At 60.7% G+C, this 13,563-nt stretch carries 10 protein-coding genes; 4 read left to right on the top strand and 6 right to left on the bottom strand.

The features are described 5' to 3' along the window. Positions 1 to 644: 644 nt before the first annotated feature. Entirely contained in the window at positions 645 to 887 is a 243-nt protein-coding gene (locus AC5ZFO_RS45705; RefSeq protein WP_187387749.1) for a hypothetical protein, read from the top strand. Between the two features lie 146 nt (positions 888 to 1,033). On the opposite strand, the gene AC5ZFO_RS45700 is transcribed toward AC5ZFO_RS45705, so the two are convergent. Both AC5ZFO_RS45700 and AC5ZFO_RS45695 read right to left on the bottom strand, forming a co-directional pair. Next, a complete protein-coding gene (locus AC5ZFO_RS45700; RefSeq protein ID WP_496123972.1) occupies positions 1,034 to 1,456 on the bottom strand; it encodes a recombinase family protein in 423 nt (140 codons plus the stop codon). A 97-nt stretch (positions 1,457 to 1,553) separates the two neighbouring features. After that, positions 1,554 to 2,531 carry an AraC family transcriptional regulator gene (locus tag AC5ZFO_RS45695; protein WP_479698334.1) on the bottom strand — a complete coding sequence of 326 codons (978 nt, stop codon included), beginning with the start codon at positions 2,529 to 2,531 and terminating at the stop codon, positions 1,554 to 1,556. Between the two features lie 844 nt (positions 2,532 to 3,375). Between AC5ZFO_RS45695 and AC5ZFO_RS45690 the strand changes: the two genes are divergently transcribed. Continuing rightward, complete coding sequence (locus AC5ZFO_RS45690; protein WP_496123971.1) at positions 3,376 to 4,599, top strand: OpgC family protein; 1,224 nt, start codon at positions 3,376 to 3,378, stop codon at positions 4,597 to 4,599. A gap of 480 nt (positions 4,600 to 5,079) precedes the next feature. On the opposite strand, the gene AC5ZFO_RS45685 is transcribed toward AC5ZFO_RS45690, so the two are convergent. Then, positions 5,080 to 6,522, bottom strand: a complete 1,443-nt coding sequence (locus AC5ZFO_RS45685; RefSeq protein WP_496123970.1) for a tetratricopeptide repeat protein — start codon at positions 6,520 to 6,522, stop codon at positions 5,080 to 5,082. Here AC5ZFO_RS45685 and AC5ZFO_RS45680 point away from each other — a divergent pair. Beyond that, positions 6,505 to 7,455, top strand: a complete 951-nt coding sequence (locus AC5ZFO_RS45680) for a tetratricopeptide repeat protein (RefSeq protein WP_496123969.1) — start codon at positions 6,505 to 6,507, stop codon at positions 7,453 to 7,455. The genes AC5ZFO_RS45685 and AC5ZFO_RS45680 overlap by 18 nt on opposite strands. A 253-nt stretch (positions 7,456 to 7,708) precedes the next feature. On the opposite strand, the gene AC5ZFO_RS45675 is transcribed toward AC5ZFO_RS45680, so the two are convergent. The 3 genes from AC5ZFO_RS45675 to fumC all read right to left on the bottom strand — a co-directional run bounded on the left by AC5ZFO_RS45675 (position 7,709) and on the right by fumC (position 11,188). Then, entirely contained in the window at positions 7,709 to 8,431 is a 723-nt protein-coding gene (locus AC5ZFO_RS45675; RefSeq protein WP_496123968.1) for a YoaK family protein, read from the bottom strand. Between the two features lie 2 nt (positions 8,432 to 8,433). Beyond that, positions 8,434 to 9,687, bottom strand: a complete 1,254-nt coding sequence (locus tag AC5ZFO_RS45670) for a threonine/serine exporter family protein (RefSeq protein WP_496123967.1) — start codon at positions 9,685 to 9,687, stop codon at positions 8,434 to 8,436. 76 nt (positions 9,688 to 9,763) lie between these two features. Then, positions 9,764 to 11,188 (bottom strand): class II fumarate hydratase, encoded by a 1,425-nt coding sequence (gene fumC / locus AC5ZFO_RS45665; RefSeq protein ID WP_496123966.1) that lies wholly within the window; start codon positions 11,186 to 11,188, stop codon positions 9,764 to 9,766. 316 nt (positions 11,189 to 11,504) lie between these two features. Here fumC and AC5ZFO_RS45660 point away from each other — a divergent pair, with 316 nt between their 5' ends. Beyond that, positions 11,505 to 13,238, top strand: a complete 1,734-nt coding sequence (locus AC5ZFO_RS45660; RefSeq protein ID WP_496123965.1) for an adenylate/guanylate cyclase domain-containing protein — start codon at positions 11,505 to 11,507, stop codon at positions 13,236 to 13,238. The last annotated feature ends 325 nt before the right edge of the window (positions 13,239 to 13,563 follow it).

Genomic DNA, 13,563 nt, shown 5'->3' with positions numbered 1-13,563 from the left:
TTCGGCAACAAGTCTAGCTGACCTGCCGCTATGGCAGCGAGATGCAGCCGCCCTCACTCGGCTGCTGCGGCTTCCTGACGACGTCACCGAACGTGTCGTCTTGTTGCGCACAAGCGAGCCAAGGCGTTCTTTGACCGAGGGGGAGGGGGAGGGAAAAGTTGCGGAAAAGAATGCTTACGCGAATGAGATGATCGTACCAGTTGGTGATCTCGAAAACGTTGCCCTTCTGAGCATCCCACTTTCCAAGTTGGCCGCGTGCTCTCTCCAATCACGAGTTTCCTCGGACCCGAAATCACGGCTTTTACTCGCTGCCTGTCGGCGTCCTCCGAGATCAAAGTACCGCGGACGCTTTCGTACATCGTCGCGAGACCGCCGTTTCAGCCCGATCAAGTTCAGGAGGAAGGTGGCATTCGCTTAACCAGCCGTCGATCGAACTGGCAGCAGCTCAAGGCCGCGCTTCGGTCTGTTCGCTGGGACGTCTCTAGAGATTTGGTGTTGCCCAAGTTGAGGAGCGCGCCCGCGCCAATCACGCTTGCTCCGAAAAAGTCACGTTGTGGTGACGATGGAAGGTGATGCTACCTGAAGTGAGCTGACTATGTTATGCGTTGTAGCACTCCAGGGGGGAATCCCAACAGGAGCTAACTATGACAAGAAAACTGCTCGTCGCTCTCGCTGTTCTCACTCTCTCCGTTACTGCCGCCTCGGCAACGCACCATCATCGCCACGCGATGAACACTCATGCCGCTGTTCCGGAATCGCCATCGCCCATGGGCTGGGCGGGTGGTATGAACGCAAACGATCACGCCATGTATCTCAAAAATCTTCACGACTCAGGTTACAACCCGAAGAATGATCGCGATGCGACCGGGAACGTGGCCACGCAGTAGAAATCGCAGAGCGGGTTAGCGATTGTCTGCCGGGACTCGAAGACCGAAAGTGGACGCGTAATCCGCCGCTCGGCATCCACCAGGCATGAATCGTGGGTGGGAAGCCGTTAGGCTAACCCACCCGCAATCATTGCTGCGCAATCACTTCACCGGCCGCTTCTCGAGCCTTCTGGCCAGAGTGCGCCTGTACACGCCGAACCGGCTAGCGCAAACGGATCGACGTCCGCGCCTAGCTCTGCCACCAGAAATGACACGCGATGCACCATGAGGCCGGATGCTCCATGAGGCCGGCTGATGAGGTGAACGTCGCGGCTCAGCCGGTCCAGCTTGGCGATGATGATCGGAGCTGCGCTTGTCTTGCCACCTCGACCGACCTTACGAGCTCGCTTCATGGCTGCCGCGAGTTCAGGCCGACGCTCCAAAGCATCGGCTCCATTGCCAGTATCGACTTCGCGGTGCTCCGCCGCGATGCTGTAGCTGTGCTGTGCGCAGAACACCTTGATTGCAGAATGTTGCGCTTCCCGGCCCAGACCGCTGCGCTGGGCAACCACTATGTCAGCGTTCGGCATTGAAGCGGCAGTCGACCTCCGTAGTCGTCATCGACGGCTTATGACCCAAGGCGGTCATTGGGCGACCATCACTCGCACGCGCCGAGGGGCACGTGGATCAGCTAGGATCCCTTCGGGCGCAACGAACGCCACGCGGCGAATCGCCGAAGCGAGCTCGGAACAAGCGATTGAAATGCGAAACATCCGAGAAGCCGACCTCTAAGGCGATATCGGAAATTAGCCGCGCGCTGGCGCTGGAATCGGTCAGCAGTTTGAGCGCTCGTTGGAGGCGTAACTCATTCACGTGCCCGGTGAACGATGATCCTGATGATGCCATCAGGCGCTGCAGATAGCGAGGTGAGATGCCTTGGCAACGAGCTACCATCTCGACGCTGAGTCCTGGTTCTTGAAAGTGTGTCTCGATGTAATCAAGGGCGGCGCCGTGGCGCGCAGTCACGACAGCGCTCGCACTGCTCTCGCCCAAGGGAGCGCACTCGACGATTGCGAGCGCCAGGAGATCGTGGATGTGAGTCACAACTGCATCTCGCAGCTTCGGGGTGGCCAGAACACTCTCATTAAATGCCGACTTGAGATAAGCCATGAGAAGTCGAAGCGCTTCATTTCGGTGAGAAATCGGCCGCATGGCGCGGCTTTCGACGTTCGTCACGCGCTGTGCAAGCGCGTCGCGCGGTACGGCAAGACCGAATAGCAATCCGTCGACATAGGTGACGGTGACCGGCTCGGAATGCAGAATTGCGATGGCGTCGCTGGCGTGAAGCTCGATTTCTTGACAGCGCTGCGATAGTTGACTTTTGCCGGGAGAACAGAGGATGACTCCGATCGAGTCATCACCATCAGCGATGCTCGCCTGCAAGCGCTTGAAACGCATAGGGGAGCCTTTCAGCGCGAGCCTGCGCAAACCTCGGATCGCTTGCAGCGTTGCGTAGGCCTGAAACGGTGCGTTCGATAGAGGCTCAATATCAGCGTGGACTATGCCTCGCCCAAAGTCCTCGCGCCATAGCGGGATTCGCATCCGCTCCGGAAACTCCCGCGTCGAGAATCGATGTGATACGAATTTGGCTGCGTCCATAGACATGGGGACCTCCAGCCTTGTTGAACATCGGGATCAAATGCGACAAACTCACCGGTATCTGCATTTTGCAGTTCGCGCACCGAACTTGTTTGATCTGTGCGCAAGAGTCCAAGAAGCTACGCCATTGGCCTGCTAGTCTCGCTCAGCTAAGTTCAATGCTGATGTGAGCTCGTTCACTTAGCGACCAGAAATTAGGTCTATAGTGATTGCGAAGGCCGTGGCGTCAAAAAATCTCCTTTAAGAGGAGGCGGTCGTGATGGCTCTATTTCTGATTGCCGTTATCGGATCTAGTTTAGATATCCTTGGCGGGGTGAACCCGTAAGCTCCGCTTCTATGACTCTCGCGATTGATCGAACTCAACGATCCGCGGACAGACTGTCCTGCAGCACTAGACGTTCTCTGATACCGATTTCGTGTCGCGCCTCGTCGGCCACATCGTCGTCATCCGAGTTCGTCGGACACAAACGACTCCGGCGCCGTTGATATTTACCGCCGGTTGAAATGGTCGAAATCTATCGTCAATGGTGATGATCAAGCGAGGGTTCGATCATGTCCACCCTAGTCGAGATGTTTTACCGTGAGTATTGTCGTGCCCGCCTCGCCGAAATGCGGAAGCAGCTTCTGATACCGGTTGCCAGCGACGACATACTGCAAACGTTTTGGGAGGACGGCGAACCTTCCGGCCCAGGCAATCAAAGCACCGGCTGGCCAACGAAAGAGCCTACAACCATCAGATAGCTCGGGCTCGTAACCGCATCGTTTGGTCGGATACTCCGCTCGGCACCCCAGCCCGGAGCAGCAGAGCCTCTCATCGACCGATGTGCGAGTACGCCGGCAGGTCAAACAGATGCACGATCGAACTCACACCTCGAAGCGATTGATCGGCGAAACTCCGCCGGAGTGCAGGGGGGCTGGCCGCGACCTGCGCATCGATGTCTGTCGCGGGATCGCGCTATGGTGGATCTTTCTTGATCATGTTCCCAACAACATCGGAAGCTGGCTGACACCGCGCAACTACGGCTTCTGCGATGCCGCCGAAATATTCATGTTCATTTCGGGCGTGACCTGCGCGCTGGCCTACGGCAGGGCACGTCAGCGCGAGGGCTGGAGCGGCATGATTGGTCGTTCGCTGCGGCGGGGATGGGACATCTATGCCGCGTTTCTGCTGCTCACGCTCGCTTGCACGGTCCTCGTCTACCTCGCGGGCAGCGATCGGCTTGCTGACGAGAGCAATACGCGGATTCTGCTCGATCATCCGGGCGCGACGCTTGCGCATGCCGCAATCCTGCAATATCGCCCTGTCAACACCGACGTCTTGCCGACTTTCGTCATCTTTCACGTGTTGTTCGCGCCGCTGTTGTGGCTGCTGCTGCGAGCACCAAACGTTACGCTTGGTGTTTCGCTGTTGCTTTATGCGCTCGTGCACATCTTCGGCTGGAGCGTTCCAGCCTGGCCCAACGGCGCCTGGTTCTTCAACCCGTTGGCTTGGCAGCTTTTGATCGTGCTGGGCGCGTGGTGCGTCATCGAAGGGGAGAGGGTCTGGCCCTGGGTGACGTCGCGCACGACGCTTACTCTTGCTGGTGTCTATCTGGTTTTTGGCCTGGTCCTGACGCTGAGTTGCAGCGGCAAACCGTTGGTTCCGCAAAATTTGACGACCCTGCTCTTCCCGCTGGATAAATCGAATCTCAGTCCGTTCCGGCTGCTGCATTTCTTGGCTCTTGCAATTGTGGTGCTACGGTTCGTTCCTCACGATTGGCGCGGGCTATCGACGCCAGTCATGCGCTGCGCGAGGTGCTGCGGCGAGAATTCGCTGCCAATCTACTGTCTCGGCGTCCTCCTGGCGCTGGCCTGCCACCTGACGCTGCTTGACATTTCGGACCGGCCTGCGATGCAGATCGTGCTCAGTCTTGCTGGAATCCTGGCGATGATCGTCGTCGCGATGCTGCTGAACCGGATCAGCGTCAGACGCGGTCATTACCCCGGGTGGACGCAGTCGACCGAGAAGATCGCGCCGGTATTCTCTAGCTGGCGGGTTGCTGATGGAGTGCGGAGGGAAGCTCTTGGCCCTTAGCTGACGTATTGGGCACGGCGTCGGCTTTTGACCCGTTTTCGGACGTGGACTAAGAGAGCCCGGGTGCGGAGCGTCTCCCGTTCCTTTCGCCTTCATAACCGCAATGCACTCATCGATCAGCTGGTCGGACATGGCTACTGTCGTCGGTAGCGCCGACAAGGCGCATGCGCTGGCCGAGCGTCTCTCGTCCGAGACCGGCTTGCCGCTCAAGTTGCGTTGGGAGCCTGACTGACGCAGTCCTTCCCCCAGAACGAGTTGGTAGCGCTTATTAACAGGGAAAGGAGAAGTACCTGCCGCAGTTATCAGTACTTCCGCCACGCCCGCGGCAAAATGTTTCACTCTCGAATCGCGGACGGTGACCCATCTTCTTCGAGGGGCTGTTGACGCATGGGGTAGGGCACTCACTATGTCCGCTATCGGGACTAGAGCGGCAGTCGCCCTCCGTAGTCGTCGTCGACGGCTTATGACCCATGTCCAACATCACCCCTCTGGCACCCCGGCCATGCGCATGCCCTCATAGAAGCGCTCGCGTCCAGCGAGGTAAGTCGGATTGTCGCTCGGCACATTGGCGCGGAAGCGGGAGATGGTGAAAGTCGGGTCGAGCGCAAGCCCTGCTTGGGCCGCGGATCGCGCCTCATCAAGCTGACCGAGGTGCGCTAGCGCGGTGGCAAGATAGATATGCGCGCGTGGATGATTTCGGTTGATCTCGACCGAGCGACGGAACCGTGCGACCGCCTCCTGGTCAGCGCCGAGCTGCAGCTTGGCGAAGCCGGCGAACATCATCCAAACAAAAGCCTCCGTATCACGAGGACTGAGGCGGAGTGCCTCTTGGACATGGGCCTCAGTCTCCTCGCCGCGACCGAGAAGATACTTGGCGCGACCGATGTAGGCGTGCGCATTAGCTAGGTTTCGATCCAGCGCCAATGCCTGCTCGCATTCAGCAATGCCTTGGGCCGCGCGGTTTGTGAACATTTTGATGTTTCCTAGAAGCCAGTGGGCGCTTGCGTGCTGGGGTGCCAGGGACAGAGCCTTGATCAAGGCCGTCTCAGCCGCTGCGAGACGCGCGGCCCGCTCAACGGTCAAAGCCATGCCAACAGCTGCCGCATCAACAACTGCCAATCCGACCAGCGCTTCGACATTTTTGGGATCGAGCGCCAAGGCGCGTTCAAAAAAGCTGCGCGATTGCGCAAGATACTCGGAAGTCCTTCCCTTGTTTAAGCAAGCCATGCCCTGGAAAATCAAATCCATCGCATCGGGATGCAGCGAACGCTCCGCCCGCCGCGCCTCAGCTTCAACAAGTTGAGTATTTAGCGTGTTGGCGAGCCTCGATACGATTTCGTCCTGCATATCGAATAGATCCGCGACTGGCTTATCGAACCGTTCGGCCCACAGGTGTTTGCCAGTCTCGGCGTCGATCAGCTGAACATTCACGCGAAGCCGGTTGCCACCATGCTGTACCGAGCCCTCCAGTACGTAGCGGACGTTTAACTCGCGCCCGATCTGCTTGAGATCAACCGCTTTGCCTTTGAACGTAAATGCGGTGTGTCGACCAATCACGAATGAGCCATTGATGCGCGACAAGTCTGTGGTCAGGCTCTCGGTCACACCGTCAACGAAATAGTCTTGCTCGGGATCGCCACCAATATTCGCAAACGGCAGCACCACCATGGACAGACGCGGCGCTGAAAGCGAGCTTGGCGTCGTGCTGCCGACCTTTGTCACCGGGCTAAGTCCCTCTCGGGCCACGGCATAGGCTCGGATCGGACGAGCAATATTCTTGAGGTTCTGCATGTGGCGCTCACGAGAGGTTTGGAGCTTGCGGAGAAGTTTCTCGATCCCGAAAACCAACTTCGCTTCATCGGCCAGCTCCACATGCTTCACAGGCGCGTAGGTAATTTCAATCGAATGCTCGCATTCGCTCAACGAAGCGAGGCGGTCGCCACCGTGGTGGCCGATCCGACCGCGATGGCGACAGCGGATGTGCTGCTCGGAGTTTCCCATCATTTAATCGGAAACCAGGCCGACGCGCGAGCGTACGTCGAGGCGGCTCTCGCGCGAGAGCCCTCCGGCGATCCAGCCAAGGCACGTCACTACGGTTTCCATTACGAACGCGCCCGCATCGTGCTGGCTCGGACTCTTTGGCTCCTGGGCTATCCGGATCAGGCGGTGCGAATTGCACGCCAAACCGTCGGGGAATTGGCCGCGACCGAGCCGGTCACCGTTTGCATCGCCCTCATATGGGGAGGGTCCGTCTTCCGCTGGACCGGCGACTTGACGAGCGCCGACGAATGCATCGATCGTCTGATCTGGTACACTGACCGGCATTCTCTGACGCCATACCGGGCCGTCGGGCACGGCCTTCAAGGCGAGGTGTTGATCCAGCACGGAGCGATCGAGAGGGGGTTGGAGCTGTTGCGCGATGCGTTGGCGACACTGGATGCGGAGGGTTACCAGCTCTACGCGACCGAGTTCAACAGCTCGCTGGCCCGGGCCCTCGCGATGGTGGATCGCGATGACGAGGCATTGTCGATCATTGACAATGCGATCGCCCAGGCAATGCGGCACGGCGACCTGGCGATGCCCGAGCTACAGCGCATCCGCGGAGAGCTGCTGGAGAAAGCGGCGGATGAGGCGGGGGCCGAAGATGCCTTCTGTCGTGCGAGGGAACTGGCCGATCGGCAATCGTCGTTGTCTTGGCGGTTGCGCGCATCGAGCAGCCTGGCTCGACTGCAATTTCGACAGGGCCGACGCGAGGAGGCTCTGATCGGCCTCGCTGAAACCTATACCCGTTTCAGCGAGGGGTTCGGTACCGCCGATCTCAAGGCCGCCGATGTTTTGCTGAAAAGCTTCGTTTAGAACGGGCGAGATCGCGGAGGCGCAATCCCCCATTAGCCAAGTCCCGAACCGGTCAGCTCTCGCCGAGGTCTAGAATGGCATCGATGAAGGCTTGCGGAGCCTCCTGTGGCAGATTGCGGACGGTCTTGACTCCGATTCCCGATTAGCCGCCGGTCACGATAACGGTCTTGCCCGTCAGGTCGATGTCTTTGATGACTTCGGCCGCCTGTAGTTGCGGCACCGAACCCCGAGCCGATGGGTGACTGTCGTATCTTCACCGGAGCGCGACCAAAAGCGCGGCCAGTACCGTGGGCAACGACCAGGTCCATTCGCCCATCACGGAGATCGCCGCTGCGGCAATCGCGCATCCGAGCAGAAAGCCGAAGAGAAGATAGATCGACCTTTTCAATCGGCCGTCGTCCGCGCTCATGAGCGGGTGGCCGCGTGACAGCGCGTCCATGATGGAAAGGATGGTGTTGGCAAGGTTGCCGGTCATGACGGCCGTAGAGATCGCTCGAGGCAATGCTAGGCGAAGCAAGGCATACTGACACGCCATGGCGGAGACCGCGATGAGGGCGGCGATGGCGGCGAGGACCCCGTGAGGATGGCTTGAGGGTTTCGCCACCACGCTGAACGCAAGAACCGCGGCAAGGAGGAGGAATTGTACCCCTAGGAGCAGCCGCACGAGTGGAGGGCCTTTTCGGTTGGAATATTCGGCTATCAGCCAGACCAGCGCCATGAATACGGGAATCGCCAGTAGTTGCGCGGGGTTCACCGGGCCACCGCGCACCACGACCGCGCTCCCGACGACGAGATTGCCCGTGATGTGTGCGGTGAAGATGTTCCCCAGCATGAAAAAGCCCGTAAGATCGACCATACCGGCGATGACGCTCAGTACCGGCGGAAGTCGCTCCTGCATGCGGAGCAAGGTGGCTTCTTCGTCCGGTGTGACTACGGGCGCCGGATCCGCTGCGGACTTTCGAGCGAATACCAGCATCTTCAACCCCTATGAGCTTGAGCGCGCTGATCAGCGAAGTAGTCGATCATCAGCTTCGGCACGACCAGGCCGAAGCTCATCGCCAGCACGATTGCGACGGCAGTCACCCCGTCGGCGATCGTGCCCCCGACCAGCTCCGAAGTGGCATGGGCCGTGTCGGCGATCTGCGTCAGCCCGCTCATCATCCTGAAGACGTAGACGCCGGGTATCATCGAAACCACGGACGCGAAGCCGATCGCTGCGAATGGCAGATGCTCGCGCCGGGAGACCGGCGTGAGCAGAGATCCGACCACGAGGCATGCTACGAGCGCCCCCGTCGCCACTCCGAAACCGAGCTCGCTGATCGCAACCCAGCGCAGGGCGTGGGCCAGCGTGCCGATCGCGACCGGCCAAGCCAGCATGTTCAGCGGGGTGGAGAAGAATACGCTGTAACAAGCTACCGCGACGCCGGCAGCGATGACGTCGAACCACAGTGGTACCGCCAGCCCGGGCGGGTCGATCGGCAGCGTTTCATTCGTCAGGGTGAGCCCCAGCAGCAGTCCGGTCGAGATAGCCAGCACGACGAGCCCGGCGTACATCAGCCGGGCCGCCCCGAGGTGAATGCGGCCCCTGATGAGGTCGATCGCGCCGTTGAGAATATGCGGCCCCGGAACCAGCACCATGCAAGGGCACACGACGACGAGACGGAGCGCGGTGCTCAACTGATAGCGCGCCGCCAATCCTCCGATGAGGCCTGCGAGCAACGCGGCGCAGAACGGCTGAACGAAGATGTTTGTGCTGACGCCGGCGAGGGCGCGGCGGAGCAGGCCGCCGGCGCCGGCGCTCGCGAAGATGACGAGCGCAGCGGGCATGTGCTGTATGCCGAAAATGATGGCCAGCGAGACCGCGCCGGCTGCCGCAGCCAGGGCAAAGAGCCACGCGGGTGCCGGCGGCGCTTTGGCGATGACCTCGATACGCTTGTGCGCCGCTTCCGGCGACAGCCGGTCGGCTTCGATATCCGCCACCGCCTGCATCGCGGAAGCGACGCGATCCATGTCGACCCCGACAGGGTCGGCTGCCGCGTAGGAAATCGACTTGGCCCCGCCGCTCTCCTCGTTCAATTGCAGTTGGCCCCAGCGCGGCAAAAGCGCGGCCTTGACGCCGAGCTTGTTGCCGAGCCGCTGGATCGCGGCGACGATCTGGTCGGTCGCCTGGCCGTTGACGTAGAGGACCGTAGCGAACGCGAGGATTAGACTGGAGCGCTGCTCACTGGTCATGGCCCCCTCTCTTGGTCGGTATCGCAGGAGCTCGAGGACCGGCCCGCGACCGGTGCACGCCCGAGCACGGCGCTCTTCAGCCGGCGGCAGATGACGTCGGTGCGGCCGCCACGTAGGGTTTCACCATCTTTGCGGGATCGACCACGCGGTTGAACTCGTCTTCGTTGACGAACCCGAGCTTGAGCGCCGCATCCTTGAGCGTGAGATCGTTGTCCATTGCGTAGTGGGCGATCTTCGAGGCCTTGTCGTAGCCGATCACGGGCGATAGCGCCGTCACCAGCATCAGGGAACGATCGACATACTCCTTGATCTTCTTCACGTTTGGCTTGGTCCCTTCCACGAGGAACTTGCGGAAATTGACGCAGCCGTCGCTCAGTATCGTGATCGAGTGCGTGATGTTGAAGATCATCAGCGGCTTGTAGACATTCATCTCCAGATAGCCGCCGGCGCCGCCGAAACCGACCGCGACGTCGTTCGCCATGGTCTGAACTGCGATCATGGCAAGCGCCTCGCACTGGGTAGGATTGACCTTGCCAGGCATGATGGAGGATCCAGGCTCGTTCTCCGGTATCAACAGCTCGGCAAAGCCCGCCCGCGGCCCGCAAGACATCAGACGGATGTCGTTGGCGATCTTGTAGAGCGACACCGCAAGCGTGCGGATCGTGCCGGACAATTGCACCAGCGCGTCATGCGCGCCTTGCACGGTGAATTTGTTCGGCGCGGTCTGGAACGGCAGACCGGTAAGCTTGGCGATCTCGGCGGCGGCCGCTTCGGCAAAGCCGGGAGCCGAATTGATGCCGGTGCCGACGGCCGTGCCGCCGAGCGCCAATCGATAGACCCCTTGCAGGGCCGCTTCGATCCGTTCCAGATCGTCCGAAAGCATGCCGGCGTACCCCGACCATTCCTGGCCCAACGTCAGCGGGGTCGCGTCCTGCATGTGGGTGCGACCGATTTTGACGATGTCGTCCCACTCCTTCGACTTGGCGGCGATCGCGTCGCGCAGCGCCGTCACCGACGGATTCAGGCGTTGCTTAACGTTCACGGCGGCGGCGATATTCATAGTCGAGGGGAAGGAATCGTTCGACGATTGCGCCATATTGACGTGATCGTTGGGATGGACGGGCCTATGGCTCCCCAGCGCCGTGCCCGCAAGCTGGCTGCACCGGTTGGAGATCACCTCGTTGACGTTCATGTTGAATTGGGTGCCGCTGCCCGTCATCCAGACATGAAGCGGGAACATGTCGTGGTGCTGACCGACCAGGATTTCGTCACAGGTCTGGACGATCAGTTTGTACCTCGTGTCGTCCAGCCGCCCACTGTCACGATTGGCGACGGCGGCGGCTTTTTTCAGGATCGCGTAGCCCGTGATCATCTCGCGGGGGATCAGATCGGTGCCGATGCTGAAATGCTCGAGTGACCGCTGGGTTTGCGCTCCCCACAATTTGTCGGCGGGTACCTCGACGACGCCCAAACTGTCGGTCTCTTTTCTGACTTCGGTCATACGTTGTTCCTTCCTTCGGTTACCTCGCTGCTCACGATGTTGCGGACACAAAAACATGCGCTCGCCGCGTTGGACCGCGGCGATGGCGTGGCTGCGTTTCGTCCCGATGATACGCGCCAAATCCGGATGATTGCCCGTTGTGAGTTGTTGGAGAACGTTGACTCTTGCGAGTATTCGCGGACGGCGCGCACTCGGGAGAGTCTACAGTTGCTGCCCAGCTTGCGTGCCGTCGCTTGAAACTCTATTTCTGTTGGCCGCAACGAAGGACTGTCGTTCTTTCGTAGTGGCAATTGCGGCGAGCGCCCGGGCACGACGCATGTTCCGGAGATCCATCAGGCAGAAGATCGCTGGCATCGCCGCTGGATTGATCGTGCTTGCCGTGAGCGCCTCACTGTTGTCGATGGTGCTGGCAAGCCGAGTCGGCCATCTGCTCGACGAGCTCACCAACCGCTACATCCCAGCCTATGTGCATCTCGCCCGCGTCAACATTCGCTCGCTGGAGCGCTCGCTAGCGCTCCGGCGCATGGTGATGGCGAAGATGCAGGCGCTGCCGGACGAGGTCGCATACTCGGCCGCGCGCAAGGCCTATGAAGATATCGATCCAGTCCTGACCGGAGAAGCGGCCGCCGCGCGAAAGCTGATCGATGCGATCATTCAGGATCCCGACACGCCATCGAACAAAGCCGAACTGGGCCGCATCGACGACCGGATCGACAACGCCATCAGCGACCTGCGCCGGCGCCTCGTCGATGAGAACGCGACGCTACTGCGACAAATGAACGAGAGCGATACAGCCGGCGTGAAGCTAACGATGGCCCGCACGGACCAGCTACGCGACGAGTTCCATGCCAGGATCGAATCCATCCGGACCGACATGCTGGCGCAAGTCGCCGCCGCCGCCAATAACGTGATGACTGCACAAAATCGCGCAATCGTCATCTCCGCAATCGTCACCGCCATCGCCGGCGTGCTCGGATTCGTGTTCGCGATGCTCGTTGGCAGCGGCATCACGCGGCCGGTCATGCGACTCCTGGAGGGCACGCGCGAGGTGGAGGCCGGCCGGCTCGACGGCAGCATCACCATCACGACGCAAGACGAGATCGGCCAGCTCTCGGCCGCATTCAACCGCATGATCGAGACGTTGCGGCATAACCGGAGGGTCCGGGAAACCTTCGGTCGCTACATCAATCCGCGAATCGCGGAGGGACTGCTCGAGCAGCCGGCGATCGCCGCGGCGGAGGGGCAGCGCCGGCTCATGACGGTGATGTTCTGCGACATGAAGGGATTTACCAGCCTGAGTGAAGGCGTGACGCCGCGCGGCCTCGTCAAGATCATGAACCTCTACCTTGCGACAATGTCCGAGCCGATAAACGCCCAGCGCGGCATCATCGACAAGTATATCGGCGACGCGATCATGGCCTATTGGGGCGCCCCCTTCGTCGAGGAGACCGAGCAGGCCGATCTCGCCGCGCTTGCCGCGCTCGACATGATCGGATGCGTCGCCGGCTTGCGGAAGGAGCTGCCCGAGCTCCTGGGGGTGCGCACGATCCCGACTGACTGCGACGTCCGCATCGGGATCGCGACAGGCGAGGCGCTGGTCGGCAGCATCGGGTCGCGGCTCATGATGAGCTACACCGTACTGGGAGACACGGTAAACCTCGCTTCCCGCCTGGAGGGCGCCAACAAATTCTACGGCTGCCGCTGCCTGATCTCGGAGGCCACCGCCGCCGCTTGCGCCCATGCAATCGAGCTGCGCGAGATCGATCGCCTAGTGGCAGTCGGCCAGACGCAGTCTCAAGCGGTCTTCGAGATCATGGCGAGGAAGGGCGAGGTCACCTCGCAGCAGACCCTGCTGCGGCGGCATTACTCGGAAGGACTTGCCGCCTACCGCGAGCGCCGCTGGGACGATGCGACGCGAGCTTTCGCGGCGGCGCTCGATGCCGTACCAGGCGACGGCCCGTCAATGGCGTTGACGGCGCGGGTCGACGAGTACACGAAGACTCCACCGGCGGCGGAATGGGATGGGGCGTGGCAGATGGACCGAAAGTAGCGTCGCTGGGAGATCTGCGGATTCCTTCCAATGTCCGGAATGCACGGATCACCGCTCCTCCAAACTGGAGCAACCAAGGCGCTGAAACCCCAGCGATTTTAGTCGATCCTTATGAGGCATGCGCGAGCAGCTACGGTGACAAGCTACAAACAATTGGCCCAAACGTGAGCAACCGCCGACAGAAGGTAACACTTTAAGATCGGCGGCACGCGTCGTGCGGCGGGGAGTTCATTTGCCCGGCGCACTCACGAATTTGATAAAGCGACTTGTTCCACGAAACAGTGATGGGATGTGCATTGCGGGTGCACGCCTGCGAGGAATCGCC

Source organism: Bradyrhizobium sp. Unk1 (genome assembly GCF_059512345.1).
Note: the sequence above shows the minus strand (reverse complement) of the source record. Positions and strands in the feature narration are given on the sequence as shown.